This window comes from Flavobacterium sp. Root901, assembly GCF_001429765.1.
Classification (GTDB): domain Bacteria; phylum Bacteroidota; class Bacteroidia; order Flavobacteriales; family Flavobacteriaceae; genus Flavobacterium.
The window spans coordinates 804,658-828,178 of sequence record NZ_LMJB01000006.1 but is presented as its reverse complement, the minus strand read 5'-3'; the positions used below and the strand labels follow the sequence as shown (position 1 = coordinate 828,178).

At 32.5% G+C, this 23,521-nt stretch carries 22 protein-coding genes; 8 read left to right on the top strand and 14 right to left on the bottom strand.

All coding sequences use genetic code 11. The features are described 5' to 3' along the window. Positions 1-19: 19 nt before the first annotated feature. On the top strand, positions 20-493 hold the full coding sequence (locus tag ASE21_RS13105; protein WP_057123099.1) for a CYTH domain-containing protein: 474 nt from the start codon (positions 20-22) through the stop codon (positions 491-493). 6 nt (positions 494-499) lie between these two features. Beyond that, on the top strand, positions 500-1,468 hold the full coding sequence (locus ASE21_RS13100; protein ID WP_057123098.1) for a YpdA family putative bacillithiol disulfide reductase: 969 nt from the start codon (positions 500-502) through the stop codon (positions 1,466-1,468). A 71-nt stretch (positions 1,469-1,539) separates the two neighbouring features. On the opposite strand, the gene ASE21_RS13095 is transcribed toward ASE21_RS13100, so the two are convergent. After that, the gene (locus ASE21_RS13095) at positions 1,540-3,108 is read right to left on the bottom strand and encodes a protein adenylyltransferase SelO (RefSeq protein ID WP_057123097.1); all 1,569 of its coding nucleotides are present in this window, start codon (positions 3,106-3,108) and stop codon (positions 1,540-1,542) included. Positions 3,109-3,221: 113 nt separating this feature from the next. After that, on the bottom strand, positions 3,222-3,755 hold the full coding sequence (gene msrA, locus ASE21_RS13090; RefSeq protein WP_057123096.1) for a peptide-methionine (S)-S-oxide reductase MsrA: 534 nt from the start codon (positions 3,753-3,755) through the stop codon (positions 3,222-3,224). Positions 3,756-3,936: 181 nt separating this feature from the next. Here msrA and ASE21_RS13085 point away from each other — a divergent pair, with 181 nt between their 5' ends. Beyond that, entirely contained in the window at positions 3,937-5,424 is a 1,488-nt protein-coding gene (locus ASE21_RS13085; protein ID WP_057123095.1) for an aminotransferase class V-fold PLP-dependent enzyme, read from the top strand. Between the two features lie 255 nt (positions 5,425-5,679). Here ASE21_RS13085 and ASE21_RS13080 read toward each other — a convergent pair whose 3' ends face one another. The 6 genes from ASE21_RS13080 to ASE21_RS13055 are packed head-to-tail and all read right to left on the bottom strand — an operon-like array spanning position 5,680 to position 10,375. After that, entirely contained in the window at positions 5,680-7,422 is a 1,743-nt protein-coding gene (locus ASE21_RS13080) for an APC family permease (RefSeq protein ID WP_057123094.1), read from the bottom strand. Between the two features lie 56 nt (positions 7,423-7,478). Then, positions 7,479-7,949: a nuclear transport factor 2 family protein gene (locus tag ASE21_RS13075; RefSeq protein ID WP_057123093.1), complete on the bottom strand. Its 471-nt coding sequence runs from the start codon at positions 7,947-7,949 to the stop codon at positions 7,479-7,481. 54 nt (positions 7,950-8,003) lie between these two features. Beyond that, the gene (locus tag ASE21_RS13070; RefSeq protein ID WP_057123092.1) at positions 8,004-8,528 is read right to left on the bottom strand and encodes a hypothetical protein; all 525 of its coding nucleotides are present in this window, start codon (positions 8,526-8,528) and stop codon (positions 8,004-8,006) included. Between the two features lie 10 nt (positions 8,529-8,538). Then, complete coding sequence (locus ASE21_RS13065) at positions 8,539-9,015, bottom strand: hypothetical protein (RefSeq protein WP_057123205.1); 477 nt, start codon at positions 9,013-9,015, stop codon at positions 8,539-8,541. 6 nt (positions 9,016-9,021) lie between these two features. Then, complete coding sequence (locus ASE21_RS13060; protein ID WP_057123091.1) at positions 9,022-9,699, bottom strand: peptidoglycan DD-metalloendopeptidase family protein; 678 nt, start codon at positions 9,697-9,699, stop codon at positions 9,022-9,024. Positions 9,700-9,709: 10 nt separating this feature from the next. Further along, the gene (locus ASE21_RS13055; RefSeq protein WP_057123090.1) at positions 9,710-10,375 is read right to left on the bottom strand and encodes a spermidine synthase; all 666 of its coding nucleotides are present in this window, start codon (positions 10,373-10,375) and stop codon (positions 9,710-9,712) included. Positions 10,376-10,441: 66 nt separating this feature from the next. Between ASE21_RS13055 and ASE21_RS13050 the strand changes: the two genes are divergently transcribed. After that, positions 10,442-10,993, top strand: a complete 552-nt coding sequence (locus tag ASE21_RS13050; protein ID WP_057123089.1) for a 1-acyl-sn-glycerol-3-phosphate acyltransferase — start codon at positions 10,442-10,444, stop codon at positions 10,991-10,993. An 83-nt stretch (positions 10,994-11,076) separates the two neighbouring features. Here ASE21_RS13050 and ASE21_RS13045 read toward each other — a convergent pair whose 3' ends face one another. Further along, positions 11,077-11,532 carry a helix-turn-helix domain-containing protein gene (locus ASE21_RS13045; protein ID WP_057123088.1) on the bottom strand — a complete coding sequence of 152 codons (456 nt, stop codon included), beginning with the start codon at positions 11,530-11,532 and terminating at the stop codon, positions 11,077-11,079. A 312-nt stretch (positions 11,533-11,844) separates the two neighbouring features. On the opposite strand from ASE21_RS13045, the gene ASE21_RS13040 reads away from it, so the two are divergent. From ASE21_RS13040 to ASE21_RS13025, 4 genes are all read left to right on the top strand, one after another. Then, positions 11,845-12,999 carry a M14 metallopeptidase family protein gene (locus ASE21_RS13040; protein WP_057123087.1) on the top strand — a complete coding sequence of 385 codons (1,155 nt, stop codon included), beginning with the start codon at positions 11,845-11,847 and terminating at the stop codon, positions 12,997-12,999. Between the two features lie 77 nt (positions 13,000-13,076). Beyond that, positions 13,077-13,556, top strand: coding sequence for an Lrp/AsnC family transcriptional regulator (locus tag ASE21_RS13035; RefSeq protein ID WP_008468989.1), 480 nt, complete (start codon positions 13,077-13,079; stop codon positions 13,554-13,556). Between the two features lie 92 nt (positions 13,557-13,648). Next, complete coding sequence (locus ASE21_RS13030) at positions 13,649-16,234, top strand: phosphoenolpyruvate carboxylase (RefSeq protein ID WP_057123086.1); 2,586 nt, start codon at positions 13,649-13,651, stop codon at positions 16,232-16,234. Positions 16,235-16,266: 32 nt separating this feature from the next. Further along, the gene (locus ASE21_RS13025) at positions 16,267-16,782 is read left to right on the top strand and encodes a DinB family protein (RefSeq protein WP_057123085.1); all 516 of its coding nucleotides are present in this window, start codon (positions 16,267-16,269) and stop codon (positions 16,780-16,782) included. A gap of 68 nt (positions 16,783-16,850) precedes the next feature. On the opposite strand, the gene recQ is transcribed toward ASE21_RS13025, so the two are convergent. From recQ to aroB, 5 genes are all read right to left on the bottom strand, one after another. Continuing rightward, positions 16,851-18,980: a DNA helicase RecQ gene (gene recQ, locus ASE21_RS13020; protein WP_057123084.1), complete on the bottom strand. Its 2,130-nt coding sequence runs from the start codon at positions 18,978-18,980 to the stop codon at positions 16,851-16,853. Between the two features lie 137 nt (positions 18,981-19,117). Further along, positions 19,118-19,525 carry a hypothetical protein gene (locus tag ASE21_RS13015; protein WP_057123083.1) on the bottom strand — a complete coding sequence of 136 codons (408 nt, stop codon included), beginning with the start codon at positions 19,523-19,525 and terminating at the stop codon, positions 19,118-19,120. A 9-nt stretch (positions 19,526-19,534) separates the two neighbouring features. Continuing rightward, a complete protein-coding gene (locus ASE21_RS13010; RefSeq protein WP_057123082.1) occupies positions 19,535-20,503 on the bottom strand; it encodes a deoxyhypusine synthase family protein in 969 nt (322 codons plus the stop codon). 107 nt (positions 20,504-20,610) lie between these two features. Then, a complete protein-coding gene (locus ASE21_RS13005; protein ID WP_057123081.1) occupies positions 20,611-22,014 on the bottom strand; it encodes an arginine decarboxylase in 1,404 nt (467 codons plus the stop codon). Positions 22,015-22,310: 296 nt separating this feature from the next. Beyond that, on the bottom strand, positions 22,311-23,378 hold the full coding sequence (gene aroB / locus ASE21_RS13000; protein ID WP_057123204.1) for a 3-dehydroquinate synthase: 1,068 nt from the start codon (positions 23,376-23,378) through the stop codon (positions 22,311-22,313). Positions 23,379-23,521: the final 143 nt, after the last annotated feature.

Sequence of the window (23,521 nt, the reverse complement as noted above, 5' to 3'; positions counted from 1 at the left end):
AAATAAATTTAGACTCAAAATGCTGGAAATAGAAAGAAAGTTTCTTGTAAAATCAGACGATTTTAAAGAACAGGCATTTGCAAAAAATAAAATTGCACAAGGTTATCTTAGTTCGATTCCCGAAAGGACAGTTCGTGTTAGAATTAAAGGTGAAAAAGCTTTTTTGACCATAAAAGGTATTGGACATCAGGGCGGAATGTCCCGTTTTGAATGGGAAAATCAAATACCGCTGGATGAAGCTGCTGAACTTCTTAAATTATGTGAAAAAGGAAAAATTGAGAAGACCAGATATGAAATTAAATTTGGAAATCATATTTATGAAGTTGATGAATTTTACGGTGAAAATGAAGGTTTAATAATGGCTGAAATTGAACTGCAGTCTGAAACTGAAAGCTTTGAAAAACCGGACTGGCTAGGAGAGGAAGTTACAAATGATGAAAGATATTACAACGCTTATTTGAGTAAAAATCCTTTTAAAAACTGGGAAAAATAATAATTTATGGCTCATCAATATGATTTAATTATTGTTGGAGGCGGCCCAATTGGACTTGCCTGCGCAATTGAAGCTCAAAAAAAGAATTTAAAATATTTAATTATAGAAAAAGGAGCAATTGTAAATAGTATTTTTAACTATCCTTTATATATGACTTTTTTCTCAACTGCCGAAAGACTTGAAATTGGTGATATTCCGTTTAATTGTTTGGCGCCAAAACCAGGCCGTCAGGAAGCTTTAGAATATTATCGAAATATTCACCGCTATTTTAATTTCAATATTCATTTATTTGAAAAAGTAACCGGAATCAATAAAATACAAAAATCTTTATTTGAAGTTTTTACAGATAAAAGTCAATACCAATCTAAAAATATAGTCATTGCTACTGGTTTTTATGATATTCCGATTCAGATGAATGTTAAAGGTGAGGAACTGCCAAAGGTGCGACACTATTATAAGGAAGCTCATGAATATGCATTTCGAAATGTTTTGGTTGTTGGAGCGAATAATTCATCTGTAGATGCAGCATTAGAGTGCTGGAGAAAAGGTGCAAATGTTACGATGGTAATTCGTAAAAACGAAATTAATAGCAGAGTAAAGTATTGGGTTAAACCCGATATTGAAAATCGAATTGCCGAAGGAAGCATCAAAGCGTATTTTGAATCGAATATTACGGAAATTCGAAATAACGAAGTTGAAATTGAAACTCCAAACGGAAAAGTTACAATCGAAAATGATTTTGTTTTAGCCTTAACAGGTTATAAACCAGACTTAAATTTTCTTGAAAATATCGGAATCGAACTTTCAAATGACGAATTAAAAATTCCGATTTACAATACCGAAACTATGGAAACCAATGTTAAAGGCTTGTTTTTGGCCGGCGTAGTCTGCGGTGGAATGCAGACACATAAATGGTTTATTGAAAACTCGAGAATCCACGCTAATATGATTGTGGATTATATTGTTTCACAATAGTTTTATTTGCCGTGAATTTTTAAATCGATTTTTTTTAGTTAAAAATTCATGAATTCACGGCAAAAAAATAATTAAGAACTGCAGGAAAGCATTGAACATCCTATTTTAGACTTTGCCCAATCCGGACGTTTAGCAAACCATTTTTCATATTCATTCTGCTCGTCATAAGGTTTTTGCAATACGGTATAAAGTTCATTTATCAATGAATAATCTTCTTTATCAGCAGCATCTATCGCTAATTGTGCCATATAATTACGAAGCACATATTTCGGATTAATTAAGTTCATTTTTTGTGAACGCTCTTCATCTGATAAAGTTTCTGCCACTAATCTTTTTAAATATACAATAAACCATTTTTTCCAGGCTTCTAAAATATCACCGGAAACTTCTTCGATATGATAAAATGAAAATTGAATTTTTTCGATTGCTTTTTCAACAGAATCAGATTTCGAAACAGAACTTAAATTTCTAAAAAAAATAGTCATATCCGTTTCTGTTAATTGCAATACAGCTTCCAGATTATCAATTAAATCATTGTCAGTTTCAGTTGAAGTAAATATTCCTAATTTACTTAAAAACATTTGATTATATTCAACAATAAAATTATCCATAAATGATTCTAAGATTTTTTCTAATCCTTCTGTTTCATTTATTAGAGGATAAATGGCATTTGCCAATTGGTACAAATTCCAATGTGCAGCCTGAGGCTGATTTCCAAAACGATATCTTCTGTTTTGGCTGTCTGTAGTATTTGGCGTCCAGTTGGGGTCATAATTTTCGAGCCATCCGTAAGGACCGTAATCTATTGTAATGCCATGAATCGACATATTATCTGTATTCATTACACCATGAACAAAACCAACACGCTGCCAATGTAAAATCATTTCACGGGTTGTATCAGCTGCTTTTTTAAAGAATTGTAAATATTGCTCTTTTGGTTCGCCTTTAATTTCAGGGAAATAATGCTTGATATTATAATCTACAAACTGTTTTAAATTTGTAAGTTCATTTCTGGCAGTCAGCATTTCAAAACTTCCAAAACGAATAAAAGACGGTGCTACACGACAGACGATCGCACCTTTTTCATAAGCCGGATTGCCGTTATACAAAACATCACGCAAAACCTGATCTCCGGAGAGAATTAAAGAAAGTGATCGGGTGGTAGGAACTCCTAAATGATACATGGCTTCGGCACATAAATATTCTCTTATTGACGAGCGTAAAACGGCCAGGCCATCGGCTGTTCTGGAGTAAGGCGTTTTTCCGGCACCTTTTAGCTGAAGCGTAAAAAACTCATTCTTATTTTCAACTTCAGTTAAATTGATAGCGCGTCCATCTCCCAGTTGTCCTGCCCAGTTTCCAAATTGATGGCCCGCATAACACATCGCATAAGGCTGTGTTTCAGGAAGAATTTCTTTTCCTGAAAAAACATTCAGAAACTCCTCAGACTGAATTTCATCTTTTGAAATCCCAACCATTTCGGCAACTTCTTCTGAAGCATGAATTAATTTTGGGTTAGAAGGTTTTGTTGGATTTACATAAGAAAACGAGGTATTCTTAACTTGACGAATTTCGTTGGTCAAGTCAGGATCTGCAGGTAATTCGGCAGTAAATCGATTGTTTATTTTTAAATTTTTCATTTGAGATATTGTTTTTGCCACAGATTACAAGGATTAAAGAATTTTTTAATTTATTTACATTTCAAAAAAAAGAAATCCTTTCAATCCGTGTAATCTGTGGCATAAAAAACTATTTAGCCAATTAATTTATCAGCATACATTTTTTTTAGTTTTTGAACTTTTGGATCAATTACAAACTGACAGTAACCGGCTTCCTGATTATTGTTATAATAATTTTGATGATAATCTTCTGCTTCGTAAAAAACTTCAAAAGGTTTTAACTGTGTTACAATTGGATCAGCATAAACCGGCTGGACTTCTTCAAATACTTTTTCTGCAATTTCTTTTTGTGTATCATCATGATATAAAATGATCGAACGATATTGCGTTCCGCTGTCTCCGCCCTGACGATTTAAAGTTGTTGGGTCATGGCTTGTCATAAATACCACCAATAAATCATGATATGAAATTATGTCAGAATCAAAAGTAACCTGAATAACTTCTGCGTGACCTGTTCTTCCGGTACACACTTCACGATATGCCGGATTTTTTATAAAACCATCTGAATAACCGGATTTTATTGTTTCAACACCCTTTAAACGCTGAATTACAGCTTCTACACACCAAAAACATCCACCACCAAAAGTGGCTGTTGATAAATTTTTCATAAATGCAATTGTTTAAGTTTACATGCCCTATTAATCCGATAGAATATTGTGATAATTTATTTAAAAAACCTTCTTATAATTAAAGATACCAAAAGTTTATTCAGTATTTAAAGTTTATAATTGATAAATTCTCAATATTATAAAAAAGCAATATATTTGCAGTCAAACACAGGCACAACAAATGAATACCAAAAATAATACCATCAGTCTGGAAACTTATTTTCAGGATTTTAGGCAGCATATTGTTGGCATAGATCAGGAATTTATGTCACCTTTTGGCAAAAAAAATATTGTTTATACCGATTGGACTGCCAGTGGAAGGCTTTACAGACCAATTGAAGAGAGACTTTTGAATCAATTTGGACCATTTGTAGCTAATACGCATACAGAAACTACTGTGTCAGGTACTGCCATGACAAAAGCTTATCATCATGCCAGACACATTATCAAACGTCATACAAATGCAAATGAAGATGATGTTTTGATTACAGACGGAACCGGAATGACTGGCGTTATTAATAAATTTCAGCGTATTTTAGGTTTAAAAATCCCTGAAAACCTTAAAAATTTCACGACTGTTCCTGCAGAAAAAAAACCGATTGTTTTTATCTCCCATATGGAGCATCATTCTAATCAGACATCCTGGTTAGAGACCATTGCAGATGTTGAGATTATTCCGTCTTGCGAAAAAGGCCTTTTTTGTCTGGATAATTTAGAATTACTTTTACAGAAATACAGCGACAGAACTATAAAAATTGCCTCTATAACTTCGTGTTCAAATGTTACAGGCATTAAAACTCCTTTTCATGAAGCTGCTAAATTGATGCATCAATATAATGGAGTTTGTTTTGTAGATTTTGCCTGCTCTGGACCGTATGTTGAAATTGATATGCATCCTGCTGATTCAGAAGCTTATCTGGACGCGATTTTCTTTTCGCCTCATAAATTTCTTGGAGGTCCGGGAACATCCGGAGTTTTAATTTTCAATAAAAAATTATACAATAATATGATTCCTGATTGTCCTGGCGGAGGAACTGTAAGCTGGACAAATCCTTGGGGAGAACATAAATATATTGATAATATTGAGGACAGGGAAGATGGCGGAACTCCGGGATTTCTTCAGGTCATTAAAACAGCTTTGGCAATTGAGCTCAAAGAGGAAATGGGAATCGAAAACATTTTGCAGCGTGAGCACGAAATTGTCGATTTTGTTTTTGATCAGTTGGAGCCTGTTAAGAATATTAAAATTTTAGCCGGACAGCATAAAAATCGTTTGGGGGTTATTTCTTTTTTTATTGAAGATCTGCATTTTAATTTAGGCGTGAAATTACTAAATGATAAATTCGGAATCCAGACCCGCGGCGGATGCAGCTGTGCCGGAACTTACGGACATTATTTATTACATGTGGATCAGGAAACTTCTAATAAACTGGTTAATGAAATTACAATTGGTGATTTAATTAAAAAACCGGGATGGATTAGAATGTCTATTCATCCAACTACTACCGACGAAGAAATTGCTTTTGTTTGTGAAAGTATTAAAAACTTAGCTAAAAATCATCAAACATGGGCTTTAGACTATTCTTATAATAAAAATACAAATGAATTTATTCATAAAAATGCGACTTCATTTGAAGATGAACTGGTAAAAAACTGGTTTAAATCATAAGAATTTTTGATTTAACCGTCAAGCCTGAGAGCTATCACGAACTTGGTTTTTACAACGGCGCATACTGCATTAAATATATTTAACCCGACAATTTTTAAAGTTGTCGGGTTTGTTGTTTCTAATGAAATTTTATATTTCCGGTTTAGCCCCGATAGAAGTGGAAATCTTTTTATGCCGGGGTTTGGCATAAAAAAATGCAACGGATAGCGGGACTGTAGTTTCTGAAAGAACTAATAATTTCTGCTTCAAAAAAAATTACATAATCAAACGGACGCCGCCAAGGTCTGAAACCCTGTAAGAAAATTTATTTCCGGGCGAACCAATAAACATGAAATTCTTTGGGATTTTCCATTTTTTGGATAGTTCATCAATAATTTCGGGACCAAAAACACCTTGAATTTCGAGATATTCAATATCAATATTGTCGTATGCACGATCCAGAACTTCTAAGTCTTTTATTAAAGCATCGTTGGTTTGTTCTTCCTTTTTTACGTAGACAATTTTTAGTTTTTTTGTTGTTTCATTTCCTTCAACATATTGAAGTACTTTATTTAAAATGGCAATATTATCTCCTTTCGTAAAAAAGACAAATTCCTGTGAATTAATTTCGGTGCTTAAATTTTGCAGATATCGGTTGCTTACAATTACAAATCTTCGAAGCGGCTGATAGAAATATTCTAAAATTTCGATCAAAATTTTGATCAGCATGACTCTGTTGAGCATAATGCCAACAAAAATAAGCGCCGGAACCATGTATTGCAGAAAAGTATAGAAGGCATTTATGTTCAATTTCATATTGCCGACAAAAGCTGCAATAATAAACAAAACAGCAATTATAACCGCAAGTCCGTTTGCACGTTCAGGTCTTGGCAGTTTTCGCCTTTTAAATTTGAGAAGTAAATTTCCAATTCCAAATAAAGCCATCACAGCCAAAAATGAAAAAGTATAGACTCCTGCAAGCGATTCTAAATGTCCGCTTGTGGCAAAAAGTACCGATATACAAAGAATTAAAAAACTAAGTACGATTCGGTAATATGAACCTCTTTTGTTTTTTTTCAAAAAATAGTTTGGCAGAATTCTGTCTAAAGTCATTCGGTTTAATAAGCCGGATACACCTACAAACGAAGTCAGAACAGCACCGCATAAAACTAAAACCGCATCAATAGAAATAAGCCATGCCAGCCATGAACCGCCTGTTGTTTCTCCTAAATGTGCCAAAAGCGATTCTTTATTTTCTCCAACCTGCGCCAGCGGAATTACACTGATTAATAAAATTGCGATTACAGGATTAAAAAAACTGACCAGGGCCCACATATTGCGAAGTGTTTTTGGGAAAACGCCCGGCTGCTGTTCTTCAACAAAATTAGCAGAACTCTCAAAACCGGAAATTCCGAGCATTGCTGCAGAAAAACCAAGAAAAAGTGCGGTTTTCAGGCTTCCAAAGACAATAGGAGTTTTCCAATTGACATGAAAAACATCTAAACCGTTATTTAAAATAAACCAAACGGAAGCTAAAACCAATAAACTCAAAGTCGCAATATGTGTAATAAGTATAATTACAGCCACAAATGCTGATTCTCCAATTCCGAGTATGGCCAGAAAAGTAAATAAAATTAAAACGATGATAGTGGCGACCGTGACATTTAAACTTTCAAAGATTCCGTGGAGATAATGCATCCCTTCTGATGCTGAAATTACTGCGGTTGCCATATAAGACAAAACCGTTAAAGTTGCGGCCAGTGACGCCAGACGCTTTGTTGACGTGTTTAGTAATACATTGTAAGCTCCTCCGTTTAAAGGAATTGCACCAACCACTTCGCCATAAATTTTTCGGAATAAAAATAAAACAACTGCAACAATTAAAAGTGAAATCCAGGCATATTGTCCTGCGTATAAAATTGTTAGTGCCGAAACATACAAACAGGAAGAGCTAATGTCGTTTCCGCAAATTGCCGTTGCCTGTAATTGATTTAATTTTTTGTGCAGCACTTCTTTCATATTTTTAGAGATTACAGCACTATTTACAAAACAATAACAGAAATGGACTATTGCAATTATTTATTTTCCTGAAATTTTTTGAGTGATAATAATGCCTGTTGTTGAATTTTTTTATGGAAAAAACCAGTCCAGCCCAATAAATATCCGGTTATGCCAAAAGCTTGTTTTGACCATTTCCAAACATCAAAATTATCTGTATGTTTAATAATTAAGCCATCCTGAAAAACAAATTCGGCTGAAATTCTGTTTAGTACATGACGATTTGTTTTGCTAAAATTGTAAGCAGCAACCCATTTTGCAGAACCCGTAAATTCATCTGCTTTTACATCAAAAAACTCAATTTTTAAGTTTCCTTTACTTCTTGATAAAAGCATTTCCCACATTTTTGAAACTTGTTCTTCTTTTAACAAACCAAAAGCCGGATCAACAAAATGAATTTTAGGATGGTAACATTCTGCCATTGTTTTGGCATCAGAATTGGCAAAAGCAGTATAGAACTTTGTAATTAAAGCTTCGTTAGGAGTCATAATTAATTTGAAATTAGATTATAAATATAAGGTTTATTTTATAAAATCTTTTATTTATAAAACACTAATTTCTTTTGCAGTATCATAACTTTTCTTTGAATTATCATAAGCCGTCGAAAAATAATTCTTTTTATTATATGCAGTAAAATAGCCTGTTTGGTTTCCAAAAGTGTTTGTGCCGCCGTTTATAATAAACCGAACAGCATAAATATCTGTTTTTTTAAGTTTGGCAAATTCAGCAGGAGTAAAGTAATAATAAGAAGTTGTTTTTCCGTCAGCGGATTCTTTTACATTTTTATCCATGCATGCGATTACGTCAGCGTTGGCAAGATCGACATAAAGTCCGCCTGCAATTCTGGCCTGATCGTTTGATGTAGCAATAGAAATTTTTAAAATGCCGCCTTTATCCGTTTTTGCAATCTGAATATTAGTTTCACCCGTAAAAGCATATTTTTCGCAGATGAAAGTATAGTTCTGTGTCGCCGGAAATGGCTGAGAACCTTTTACACTCATTTTTTCCTGAGCATTTGTAAAAGTCGAAATAAACAGTAATAAAAGAAGAGGCATTTTAAATTTCATATGTTTTACTTTATTGTTCGGCTAATTTTGCATCAAACTTTTCATCCCAATCCATTGATTTAATGGCAGATATTAAATTTTCTTCATTTACAAAAACACGAAGTTCCTTATTGGCTACTTTTTTACTGTATAAAGCATGATAACGATAAATTACTTCCTGCTTTGTTTTGTAAACTCCATCTAATTTTAAATCAATAAAATTTCCATAATATTGTCTAAATCTGGTGCAGGTTTTAGTCAATCGTTCTTCTGTAGTATTTTCTCTCACAGACTGCGTTACTTCGGTTTCATCAAAAGGCTTAAACTTTGATGTGTTACAGGTTTCCAAAACTCTCTTGCCTAATTCATAAGCTTTTTTCTGCTGTTCTGAATTAACTTCGGCATTAGAAACTTTCTTTATTTTTAAATCTTCAGTATCACGGCTAACCGTTTTTGATTTACATCCAATTAGTAACAACAAACATATAATCAATCCAGCTTTCTTCATAATCATTTAAGTTATTTTTAATAATAAGTTTGGATCGGGGCAGTTTTCAATATAAAAATTCAAATCATTGGTGTTGCAGACTCCCGGATAATCGCCCCATTTATCTTCCATATTTTTTATAATCTGAAAGTGAACATGTGGTGCATAATCTCCGTTAACAGTTGAATTTCCTAAGGTGGCAATCTGCTCACCTTTCCTGAAAATTGTTCCGATGCTAAGGTTTTCTATACTTTCTAACGATAAATGTCCATATAAAGTATAAAATTTTTCATTTTCTACTTCATGCTCCAATATTATAGTCGGGCCATAATCTCCTAAACCTTTATTATTCTGAAAACTATGAATTTTCCCGTCAAGCGGAGCCAGAACCGGAGTACCAACTTTTGCCCACAGATCAAGGCCAATGTGGATATTTCGTTCTAAAATGGAATCATTTTTAAAAATAGAACTCCTTTTATATATGGTACGGCCTTCAATATAACCGCCATAAGCAACTTTTGCATTGTTATTTTCTAAATAGCCAAAAATAAAACGCTCAAAATCTTCAGAAGTTTCCGGTTTGCTTTCGACTAATTCCGCGTTTGTTACAGATAAATCTAGAGGAAGGTATTTTGAAAAATCAATAGAGGCATCGATAATTTTAGTAGGAGGTAAGGCTTTTAATATGGATACAAGAGATTTCATAAATTATAATTTAGGCTACTTTTTCGATTATTATTAACTCATTATGGACTTCTATACGAGGAAGCATTTTTGAAGTATATAATTTCGAATTTATTTCGGTAATATATTTTCGGTTTCTGACATTGTGGGCTTCATCCAGAATCATGGTATTAAAAAGAATAAAGCCACGATCTTTTAGAAGAAAACAAACTCGTTCGCTGAAAAATTTCTCAAACAAAAAGTTTGGCATATTGGTATCTTCAAAAATATCAATAATAATCAGGTCGTATTTGTCTTTTGTTTTTAAAACAAATTCAAATGCATCATCTGTAACAATTTTAAGCTGTTTAATTTTATTTAAGTTAAAATATTGATTGGCAATTTCAATCATATCCGGATCAATTTCAACACCGGTAATTTTACCTTTATATTCAATTTCGTCAACCAGAGTTTTTATAACGCTTCCGCCGGCAACTCCCAAAACCAGAATATGATCCATTTTAAGCACTTTGTCATATCCAATATTTCGCAGGCCATACCTTAATATACGCTGTAAACTTCCGTATGAATAATTTGTATTTTCAGAATCTAAAACCAACTCTCCATTTGCCCACGTCACTTCGATTATTTTGCTTCTGGCAGATTTTTTTTTATAGATTTTAATTGGATAAAGATAACTGAACAACTTTTGAATCATTTTGTAGTGCTTTTACTCAAAAATACCATTTTAAATCTTTTATTTTGCAAGAAATATTAAATTTTAATGAAGAAAATATTGTACAAATTCATCTTTTTTAGGCTAATGGGCTGGAAAATAGTGGGATTGGAAAATGCCGAAGTGAAAAAATGTATATTAATGGTAATGCCGCATACCAGTAATCATGATTTTTATATCGGATTATTAACTCGCGGTATTTCGGGTCTCCAAATGAATTGGGTTGGGAAAAAAGAGTTGTTTAAATTCCCGTTTGGATATTATTTTAAAAATGTGGGAGGCGAGCCAATTGACCGCTCCGGCGGATTAAATAAGGTAGATTCTATCGCAGCTATTTTTGATCGTAAAGAAGTTTTTCGTTTAGCCGTTGCACCGGAAGGAACAAGAAAAGGCGTAACCGAAATTAAAAGCGGATTTTATTATATTGCGCTTAAAGCAAATGTGCCAATTGTTCCTGTGGCTTTTGACTGGGGAAAGAAGGAAGTTAATTTAGGAAAACCATTTTTCCCGACAGGAAATTACGAAGCCGATTGGGAAATTTTAAAACAGCATTATAAAGGTGTTTTAGGAAAAATTCCCGAAAACGGAATTCAGATCTAATTTTTTAATATTTTTTCAAATGCGTGAGAATCGCCTATTTGAAAATTTTCTGTACTAATTCTCAAATATGCGAAAATTTTGAATCACGGGATATAGAGTTTAAAAGTTCCATTTTTATAGAAAAATACAATTTTATCGATTTCGTCATTTTCAACACTCAAATTTGGCTTTTTATTTTCTGATAAATTTTTGCTGATTGATTTTTCTTCTTCCTCAATATTTAATTTAGAAAATAAATTTTCTTCAGAATAATTTTCATTAGATGGAGCAGGAGCGTTTAGATTTTGAAATTTAGATGTGTCTTCGTTTTCTGATTTAGGAAAATTTCCTTTACCAATTAAAATCCAGTATAAATCAACTTCCGGAAATACATCTAAAATTTTCATGACAAAATCAAGACTTGGTTTGTTTCTTCCGGAAAGTAAGTGGGACATACTCGAGCGCTGCACACCAATTTTATCTGCAAAAGAAGAAGCATTTAATCCATAATAATCGAGTATTATTTCTAACCTTTTTACAAAATCATCTATGTTTACCATTGTAAATTTTAATTTAAATCAGACCTGTTTACAAATGTAATTAAAAAGTATCAATAAAGCAATTTTGAGAGGATTTATAACTTATATATCCGTTTAATTGTAAGATTAATGCTTTATATAACACGATTTAAATACTTGAAAATATGATATTTATATTTATACATATAAAGTAATTACAGATGTTAATCAGATTTAAGTTAAAAACTAAAAAACTATCCAAAATCGTGTTTACAATTATCAATTACGGACTATTTTTAAAGTTTACAATTGTAAAAATAAAGATGTTTACTTTTGTAAACTAATCAAAACACAATGAATTTAGAAGAATTATTTAACCAATACAAAGAGCATTCAATAGAAGGCCGTTATTTGACTTTAGATCATATTAAGCCTTTATTAGACAAAATAAATACCAATGGTCAGGTTCAGATTATTGGAGAATCTGTTTTGGGAGAACCTATCTATATTTACCAAATTGGGACAGGTAATACCCGTATATATTTATGGTCTCAAATGCACGGAAATGAAAGTACGACTACAAAAGCCCTTTTTGATTTTATAAATGTATTAAACAGCCAATCAGATTTTGCAAAGGAAATGCTTAATGCTTTTACCTTTTATATGATACCAATTCTAAATCCTGATGGTGCCAGACTTTATACACGAGAAAATGCCGTCAAAATTGACCTGAACAGAGATTCTCAGAACCTGACACAGCCGGAAAGTAAAGTATTAAGAGCAGTTTTTGACAGTTTTAAACCTCATTTTTGCTTTAATCTTCACGATCAGCGCACAATTTTTGGTGCCGGCGATACGGGAAAGCCTGCAACGGTTTCTTTTCTGGCTCCTTCCTATAATGAAGAGAGAGAAATAAATGAAAACAGACAGAAAGCGATCAATTTAATTGCCGGAATTAACGATGAATTGCAAAAATATATTCCGGGTCAGGTAGGCCGATTTGATGATTCATTCAATATAAACTGCATAGGAGATACTTTTCAGTTTTTGGGAGTACCAACTATACTCTTTGAAGCAGGACATTTTCCTAATGATTACGAGAGGGAGATTACACGAAAATACATATTTTTCTCACTAATTTCGGCCTTTAAACTCATAAACGAAAACGATTTAGTTGACAATAGAAATTCTGATTATTTGAATATTTCACAAAATAAAGTGGTTTTTTATGATTTTATGTATAAAAATATCAAAATAAATTATGATGGTATCGAAATTATTACGAATTTTGTCGCACAATACAAAGAAGAATTGATTGAAAATAAGATTCATTTTAATGCTTATATAGTAGAAGCAGGCGAATTGGAAAATTATTTTGGTCATTTTGAATATGACGGAGAAGGTGCTGTTTATTCTGATGATTATCTTAATATTCCGAAAATGAACCAAAAAGCAGATTTTTATTTAGATAAAAATATTAAATTTGTTAACGGGTTGATAAAAAGTTAATTTTTATGTGAATTTGTTGTTTTTTATATATATTTTTATACTTTGTAATAGCAATTAGTAATATTAATTAAAGAATTATGAGTAAATTTCGTTTAGATGAAGTAGATCACCAGATTTTAGATATGTTAATAGACAATACGAGAGTTCCGTTTACTGACATTGCAAAAAAACTATTGATTTCTGCTGGTACAGTACATGTTAGAGTAAAAAAGATGGAGGATGCCGGTATCATCATGGGGTCTTCGTTAGCCTTAGATTACGATAAATTAGGTTATTCATTTATTGCTTATGTGGGAGTATTTCTTAATAATACATCACAAACTAAATTTGTATTAGAACGTATCAATCAAATTCCATTCGTAACAGTAGCTTCTGTAACGACAGGAAAATTTAATATTTTTTGCAAAATCAGAGCAAAAGATACTAAACATGCAAAAGAAGTTATCTTTATGATTGATGATATCGATGGTGTTTACAGAACCGAAACTATGATTTCATTAGAGGAAAGTATTAACGATAAGAAGCGTTTGATGCATACTATTTTCAAAAATATGTAAGAATTTCTCTTGAATGCTATATTAAAATATACCTCAAGTTTATTCTTGGGGTTTTTTTATGACCAATTAACCAACCAACTATAAAAGAATTTATGTACACGTTGCCCAAAATAGAGCGTTTCAACAAAGATGTTCTCTCTAAATATCACATTTACAATAGTGTTTTCATAACATTACCATTCGATTCGATTGATAATACGGGAGTTTTACTTCCATTATTTACCGAAACCTGCGAAACGGGATTTAAAAAACAGGAAACTCCAAAAGAAATTTTTGATTTTTTTTCGAATAAATTCCTAAACAATGCATCCGAAACAGAAAAAATTGATCTTATGTTTCGATTTATTCAATATATAGAACGCCAAATTGTATTATTTGACGCTATTGAAGATGCTGCTTTTCCTGAAGTTAATAATATGGAAGGAAGAGGATCTTTAAGAGATATTAAAGAGAAATCTGATGCCAAAGAAAAAGATGACGAACTGGTTAATTTCTTAGAAAATTTCAATGTTCGTACCGTTTTAACTGCGCATCCAACACAATTTTATCCGGGGCCGGTTTTAGGAATTATAAACGATTTGACAGAAGCAATTCGTCAAAATGATTTATTACAGATCAAACAATTACTGGCTCAGCTTGGAAAAACTCCTTTTATTCAGCATGAAAAACCAAATCCTTACGATGAAGCCGTAAGTTTAATATGGTATCTTGAAAATGTATTTTATGCTACTGCAGGAGAAATTGTGCATTATCTTCAAAAAAACATTAATAACGGAAATCAAATTCAGAATCAATTAATCAAACTTGGTTTCTGGCCTGGCGGTGACCGCGATGGGAATCCGTTTGTAACAACTGAAATTACACTTAAAGTTGCAGATCGTTTACGAACTTCAATTCTGAAGTGTTATTATGTTGAAATGAGGAATTTAAAAAGAAAGCTAACTTTCTCAGGCGTAGATACTTTGGTATCCGATCTTGAACATAAACTTTACCGTTCTGTTTTTTATTCTAAAGGTGAAATTTTCATCACTTTAGATGAATTATTAGAACAGCTGAATACCATCAGGACTATTATTATTGAAAAACATCAATCTTTATACCTTGACGAGTTAGAAGCTCTTTTAGTAAAAATTAATTTATTCGGATTTCATTTTGCTACTTTAGATATTCGTCAGAATAGTAAAATTCACAATGCCGTATTTAAAGATGTGGTAAATTATTATCTGAATTCTGGTTCTGATATTTTTCCAAAAAATTATTTTGAACTGACGGAAGATCAAAAAATAGATGTTTTATCTAAAATAAAAGGAAATTTAAATCCTGCTGATTTTGAAAATGAAATCACAAGGTTGACTTTAGAATCGATTCAGGCAATTAAAACTATCCAGAAAAATAACGGTGAAGAAGGTGCTAATCGTTATATTATCAGCAATAATGAAAGCGCATTGAATGTGATGGAAACTTTTGCCATGATTCGTTTAAATAATTGGGAAGATCCGACGGTTGATATTATTCCGCTTTTTGAATCAGTTGACGATTTGCAAAATGCTCATCAAATTATGGAGCAATTGTATACAAATCCTGAATATGCCAAGCATTTGCAATCAAGAGGAAATGAGCAGACTATCATGCTTGGTTTCTCTGATGGTACAAAAGACGGTGGTTATTTAATGGCTAACTGGAGTATTTATCAGGCAAAAATTTCATTAACAGAAATTTCAAGAAAGTACGGAATTAAAGCTATTTTCTTTGACGGACGCGGCGGACCTCCTGCGCGCGGCGGTGGAAAAACACATAAATTCTACGCTTCTTTAGGTCCGAAAATCGAAAACAAAGAGATTCAGATAACAGTTCAGGGTCAGACCATTAGTTCTAATTTTGGGACTTTGGATTCTTGTCGTTACAATATCGAAAACTTATTAAGTGCGGGAGTTACAAATCAGGTTTTTGCAAAAGATAAAAATGAGTTAACTGAAGAAGAAACCCAAATTTTGAATCAGTTAGCCGATCTTGGGTATGAAAAATATCTGAGTTTTAAAAATCACCCGAAATTTATTCCTTATCTGGAAAAGATGAGTACGCTGAAATATTATTCAAAAACTAACATTGGAAGCCGTCCTTCTAAGAGAAGCAAATCTGAATCATTAGATTTTGCAGATTTAAGAGCAATTCCGTTTGTGGGTTCATGGAGCCAGCTAAAACAAAACGTACCAGGATTTTTTGGAGTAGGAACAGCTTTAAAACATTTTGAAGAAAGCGGTCAGTGGGATAGAGTACAGGATCTGTATCATAATTCTTTATTCTTTAAAACATTATTGGAGAACAGTATGATGTCATTGGCGAAATCATTTTTACCATTAACAGCATATATGAGTAAAGATCCTGAGTTTGGAGAATTTTGGCAGATTATCTACAACGAATTTTCTGAAACAAAACGTCTTTTGTTAAAAATTGCAGGTCATCAAACCTTAATGGAAAATTATCCTGATGGTATAGCATCTATTCAAATAAGAGAGCGTATTGTACTGCCTTTGTTGACCATACAACAATATGCATTGTTAAAAATAAATGAGTTGAACAAAGAAAATTCTAATAACGAGGATCTTATTAAAGTTTATGAAAAAATCGTAACAAGATCTCTTTTTGGAAATACAAATGCAAGTAGAAACTCAGCTTAAACCTGATCTATAAAACTTAAAAGTATAAAAAAATGATTGCAAGCCAGTTATTAGAAAATGAATATTCCGGCCATTTTGGTACTTATATCAAAAAAGCAGGAGACGGAAAATTGATTGAAGAATTAGAAATTTCTCTGCACGAATTTATTCGGTTTGTTCAGGATATTCCCATGGATAAATTTGATTATCGTTATGCAGAAGGAAAGTGGACAATTAAAGATATTATTCAGCATCTAATAGATTCTGAACGTATTTTTGCTTATCGCGCTTTGAGATTTTCAAGATTTGACAAAACACCATTACCCGGTTTTGAAGAAAATGATTATGCAGCAAATACAAATGCGGGAAGCAGAAGTATTCAGGATTTACTAACTGAATTTTCGGCATTAAGACATTCTACTTTATTATTTTACAAAAGCTTATCAGATGAACAGCTTAAAAGTATTGGGACAGCTTCTAATAATCAAATTTCTGCCCGTGCTTTAGGTTTTGTTATAATTGGACATCAAAAACATCATCAACAGGTTTTTGAAGAGAGGTATTTATAAAGTTTGAAAATTTATAAAAAAATCCTGTGAAAATTTATTTCACAGGATTTTTATTTTCTGTAACCTTTTTAAGAGGATAAAACAGACTTGTTGTATTTTCTTTCAATAGCTGCTAAACCAAAGCGAATTTTGTCGTAAGACATTTTTTCTTCAAAATAATCAAAATATGGTTTTAGAGCATTTGGATTTTCCAGTTCAATTTGAGCTTTTTCTATTTGGGCAATCTCAGCCTGAGAAACAAACTGACTTAAATCTAAATCGTGACCATCGACATACAATTTTGCCAAATGAGAAATAATTGTAGTTTCTCCTAAATTTCTTTTTCCTGCAATTTCTTCAATAGAAAGTCCGTTTTGGAATAATGCTAACGTTTTGGCATACGTGCTTTCTTTTTTCTCCTTTTTAACTACAGATTTATTTCGCTCAAATTCAATAATGGCATTTATAAAATCTGTTCCGTATTTTTCAAGTTTAGCTTTTCCAACACCTTCTACAGCAAGAAATTCCTCATCACTCATTGGTCTCAATATTTCCATCTGCCTTAGAGCTGCATCACTAAAAATTACATAAGCCGGAACTTCTTCTTCCCTGGCAATTTCATAGCGTAATTTTTTTAAAGTTTCAAATAGAGAATTTTTGGCTGCTGCTTTTGCTTTTTCTTGTTTTATTTCATTTTTATCAATTACTTTTTTAACAACTGTTGTCAGTTTTACTTTTTCACCTTCAAACAGTACTTTTTTAGCAAAAGGTGTTAATAAAATTTTATTATGCTGATGAAATGCAATTTCACAATATCCCAAATTAATTAACTGAATCAGGTATTGATTCCAGTCATACCAGGAAATATCAGCACCGATTCCATACGTTTTTAACTCCTGATAATTTTTTTCGTAGATATAAGCATTTCTCGAACCTCTTAAAAAATCAACAATTACAGCCAAAGGTTCAGATTCCTGCAATCTCGTTATGGCTGAAAGCGCTTTTTGTGCGAGGATTGTACCATCAAAAAAAGTGGGTGGATTTTTGCAAATATCACAATTACCGCAATTTTCTTTAACGAGCTCTCCAAAATAAGAAAGCAGAATTTTTCGCCTGCAGCTTACGGCATCAGCATATTGTTTCATTCTTTCTAATTTTGCCAGTTGTACGTCAGAATTTAATCCTTCCGAAGCAAATTTCTGAAGCTGAATTACATCGGCATAACTTTCAAACAAAACTGTTTCGGCCGGTAAACCATCACGTCCTGCACGGCCAATTTCCTGATAATATCCTTCAATATTTTTTGGAAGATTGTAATGAATGACCCAGCGGACGTTTGATTTGTCAATTCCCATTCCAAATGCAATTGTAGCACAAACAACCTGACAATCATCGTTTATAAACTCATCCTGCGTTTTTGCACGCGTTGTATTGTCCAAACCTGCATGATAAGCTTTGGCTGAGATGCCGTTTTTAGATAATTTTTCAGCAAGTTCTTCTGTAGTTTTTCGGCTTAAACAATAAATAATTCCGGATTCATTTGGCTTATTGTCAACAAAATCAATTATCTGCTTAACACGATCTAATGCCGGGCGGACTTCAAGACTCAAATTTTTTCTGTCAAAAGAAGCTACAAAAGTTTTTGGATTTTTTAAATTTAGCTGTTTTGTAATATCTGCACGTGTTGCTTTATCTGCCGTCGCCGTAAGTGCAAGGACTGGAGTAGAAGGGAAGCGGTTTTTTAAATATCCTAAATTAGTATACGCTGGTCTAAAATCATGTCCCCATGATGAAATACAATGTGCTTCGTCAATAGCAATTAAGCTGATAGTCAGTTCATTAAAAATATTATCCAGATAAGATAAACTTTCAGGAGCGATATAAACCAGTTTAAAAGTATTTGATTTTAAATTATCTATATAAAACTGCTGTTCTTCAGAAGATTGACTACTGTTAATAAAGCAGGCAGAGATTCCGTTTGTTTTTAAGCTGTCAACCTGATCTTTCATTAAAGCTATTAAAGGCGAAATTACAATCGTGATTCCCGGCAATACCAGAGCAGGCAGCTGAAAACAAATGGATTTTCCCCCACCGGTTGGCATAATGGCTAATGTATCTTGTCCGGATAATATAGTCGTAATAATAGTTTCCTGATTTGGCCTGAATTTTTCAAATCCGAAATTTTCCTTCAATTTCGCGTGCAGTAATTCTGATTTCATATTGGCAGATAGTATATGTTTTTATAAAACAGCATAAAAACAATAAATATAGTACTTTTCTTATAATTTATAGTGATGATAATAACAAAAAAGGAACTCAAAATAGAGTTCCTTTGTCTTTATTTTAAAAGAAATGATTAATCTTCGTCATCATCATCATCATCTTCATCTGCAATATCATCTCTGTCTTCATCATCATCTTCGTCGTCACCGCCGTCAGTATCTGGTTTGTCTTCGTTATCATCGTCATCGTCATCATCAGCATCATCATCAAGATCAAGCCCTTTTACTGGTTCTATAGTATCAACATCAAGATCGATATCATCATCTTCATCATAATTTTCAATTCTGTCTGCAAGTTTAGTACTAATTTTTACTAAATAAATAGTGTCTTCAGTACGAACTTCAACAGCTTCTACTAATTCGTTTTTAGCGTTTCTAAAACGGATTACATCCGAATCATCATAACCATCAGGAAATTTTTCAACCAAAAGGTTTAAAATTTCATTCGTCAGTTTGGCGTAGTCTACTATAACTCTTTTCATAAAAATATCCTATAAATCTAATAAATATGCAAAAATTAACGGTGCAACAATTGTAGCATCCGACTCGATAATAAATTTAGGGGTTTTAATGTCTAATTTACCCCAGGTGATTTTCTCATTTGGAACTGCTCCGGAATAAGAACCATAACTGGTTGTTGAATCAGAAATTTGGCAGAAATAACTCCAGAAAGGAACATCGTGCATTTCCATATCCTGATATAACATTGGTACAACACATATTGGGAAATCTCCCGCAATACCACCGCCAATTTGGAAAAATCCAATACCATTCTGACTGTTTTTTGTGTACCAGTCAGCAAGGAAAGTCATGTATTCAATACCAGATTTCATTGTTGATGCTTTCAACTCGCCTTTAATTACATAAGATGCAAAAATATTACCCATAGTACTATCTTCCCATCCCGGAACAATGATTGGCAGATTTTTTTCAGCAGCAGCATACATCCAGCTGTCTTTTAAGTCAATCTCGTAATATTCTTCTAAAACACCTGATAAAAGCATTTTATACATGAATTCATGTGGGAAATAGCGTTCTCCTTTATCATCAGCATCTTTCCAGATTTTATAGATGTGTTTTTGTAAACGTCTAAAAGCTTCGTGTTCAGGGATACAAGTATCTGTAACACGATTAAGTCCTCTTTCAAGTAAAGCCCATTCGTCTTCTGGTGTCAAATCACGGTAGTTAGGAACTCTTTCATAGTGAGAGTGAGCTACTAAATTCATGATGTCTTCTTCTAGATTGGCTCCAGTACATGAAATAATTTGTACTTTATCTTGTCTAATTATCTCCGCAAAAATTTTACCTATTTCTGCTGTACTCATTGCTCCAGCCATACTTACCAACATTTTAGATCCATTTGCTAATTGTTGTTCGTATTCTTTGGCTGCATCTACTAATGAAGCAGAATTAAAGTGCAAATAATGTTTTTCAATAAACTGACTGATTGGTCCTTTCATTTTGTTTTTTGTTTTTTATTTTTTTTTGAATTAAAAGTTTTTAACCTTTTATGATATATGCAAATTAACAATTTTATAGCTATTAACTTATTAATTTGCGGTTTTTTTTACATTTTTTTCTTGTAACCTAAAATCTTTAATACATCATCTGAAGTCTGCTGCTCAGAGAAAACCTCTGTTGCCAGAATTCCGTTTTCGTCACGATCTATTAAAATATGTTTTGGCTGCGGAATCAAACAGTGGTGTAAACCTCCATATCCTCCAATTGTTTCCTGATATGCTCCCGTATTAAAGAAACCAATATAGAGCGGTTTTTCTTTATTATATTTTGGAAGGTAAATGGCGTTCATATTTTGTTCTGAGTTGTAATAGTCATCGCTGTCACAAGTCAGTCCGCCTAATAGAACCCGCTCATAAGTATCGTTCCAGCGGTTAATGGCCAGCATAATAAAACGTTTATTTATAGCCCAGGTATCCGGAAGAGTAGTAATGAAAGATGAATCGATCATATTCCATTTTTCTCTGTCATTTTGTTGCTTTTGATACAAAATCTGATAGATTGCCCCACCGCTTTCTCCAACTGTAAAGGAACCAAATTCTGTAAAGATATTTGGCACATCTACTTCAGCTTCATCACAGGCAATTTTAATCTGATTGATAATTTCATCAATCATATATTGGTAATCATATTCAAATGCAAGTGAGTTTTTAATCGGGAAACCACCGCCAATATTCAGACCGTCAAGTGTTGGGCATTCTTTTTTAAGTGCAATATATACTTTAATACACTTAACAAGCTCGTTCCAGTAATAAGATGTATCGTTGATTCCTGTATTGATAAAAAAATGAAGCATTTTAAGCTCTAATTTATCATTTTCCTGAATTTGTTTTTTATAAAACGAAACGATGTTTTTATATCCAATTCCTAATCTTGAAGTATAAAACTCAAACTTTGGTTCTTCTTCGGCTGCAATACGAATACCGATCTTGAATTTTCCTTTAATTTCGCCCTGAAGCAAATCAAGTTCTTCGTAGTTATCAATAATCGGAATAGTGTTTTTATGTCCGTTATTAATTAATCTCGCGATATTGCTAATATATTCGTCTCTCTTAAAACCATTGCATATTACATACGTGCTTTTGTTGATTTTACCATTTTCTAATAGGTTTTCAACAATATTAACATCAAAAGCTGATGATGTTTCAATATGAATATTGTTTTTGAAAGCTTCATTCATAATGTATTCAAAATGAGAGCTTTTTGTACAATAACAATAGTAATATTTAGCTTCGTATTTATTTTTTTCCATTGATTTTCTGAACCAGGCTTTAGCCTTATTAATATTTTCAGAAATCTGAGGCAGATAAGTAAACTTTAATGGTGTACCATATTGTTCCACTAGTTTCATTAAGTCGATGTTATGAAACTGAAGATTGTCTTTGTTTAGTTTAAATTCCTCTTGTGGAAAGTAGTATGTTTGATTAATTAGATCAGAATATTTTGTATTCATTTATATTTCAATATTTTAAGTTGTTATTAAATTTAGTGATTTTATGCTAAATCTAAAATTCAAACTCTAATATTGGCAAATATAATCGGCAGTTTTTCGTGTTCTGCTTTTGAACATTGGAAAACATCAAAACAAAATGGGCTTTTACTATTATAAAAACGGTTCAACATTCTAAGTAGAGAACTGTTGAGACGGTTTCTGTAAGAGCTGAATTGTCTTTGTTTATTGTTTGTTTTCATCGTGGCAAATGTAAAAAATAATATATACCAAAAGCAATGCTTTTTATTAAAAAAAAATTAAGATTTATAATCTTGAAACGCTTCCAGAATTAATTTATTTTCAACGGATTGGTTAATTTTTATTTTTCCGATTCCTTCAATTAAAGCAAATTGAATTAATCCGTACTCATTTTTTTTGTCATGAATGAGCAGTTCCAGAATCGGTTCGATATCATTTTCTTCAAATTCTATATCTTCATAAATTGCTTTTATGGCTGTCTTTATTTCAGAATATTCATCAGAAGTAATTAAGTTTTTATGAAGAGAAATATAACTTTCCAAGATCATTCCTACAGCAATTGCCTCACCATGCAGTAAAGTTTTTTTAGTTTCACTTTCTAAAAAGTAGCTTTCAATAGCGTGGCCTAACGTATGACCGAAGTTAAGTGCTTTGCGGATGTTTTTTTCCGTTGGATCCTGAATAACGATTTCATTTTTGATTTCAACAGAACGATAAATTAACTGATCTAAAGTATCATAGTCAATTGCTTTCAAATCCAGAAACTCTTTCCAGTACTGAGCATCATAAATTAATCCGTGTTTAAGCATTTCGGCTAATCCTGAGCGCATTTCGCTCTGCGATAAAGTTTCAAGATATTGTGTGTCAATTAAAACCATTTGCGGCACGTTGATAACGCCAATCTGGTTTTTAAGATTTCCTAAATCAACACCGGTTTTTCCCCCAACAGAGGCATCAACCATTGATAATAAAGTAGTTGGAATATTTATAAAATCAACACCTCTTTTAAAAGTAGAAGCAACAAACCCGCCTAAATCTGTTACAACACCTCCGCCTAAATTAATGACAAGTGATTTGCGGTCTGCACCAAGTTCAGTTAAAACGTGCCAGATTTCGATACAAGTTTCGATATTTTTATTTGCTTCTCCGGCTTCAAACTCAATAATTTCTATATTTAAGTCCGTTTCAATTACGGGTAATAATTTTGGAAGACAATATTCATTTGTCTGAGTATCAACTATTATAAAAATATTTGAGTATTTGTTTTCTTTTAAATGTGTATTTAAGGCTTCGTAAGCATTGTGGTTAAAATGCACGAAATAGTTGTTGGCTTGAATAGACTGCATGATTCCTGAGTTAATTAGAACCGCAAAATAAGGCATTTTTAAGTAAATAACATTCAAAACAGATTTATAATTGCATAAAAAACTTTGAAAAAAGGAATTTGGAAAAGATTATAACTTTTATCAAATTCCTTTATGATTTTGCA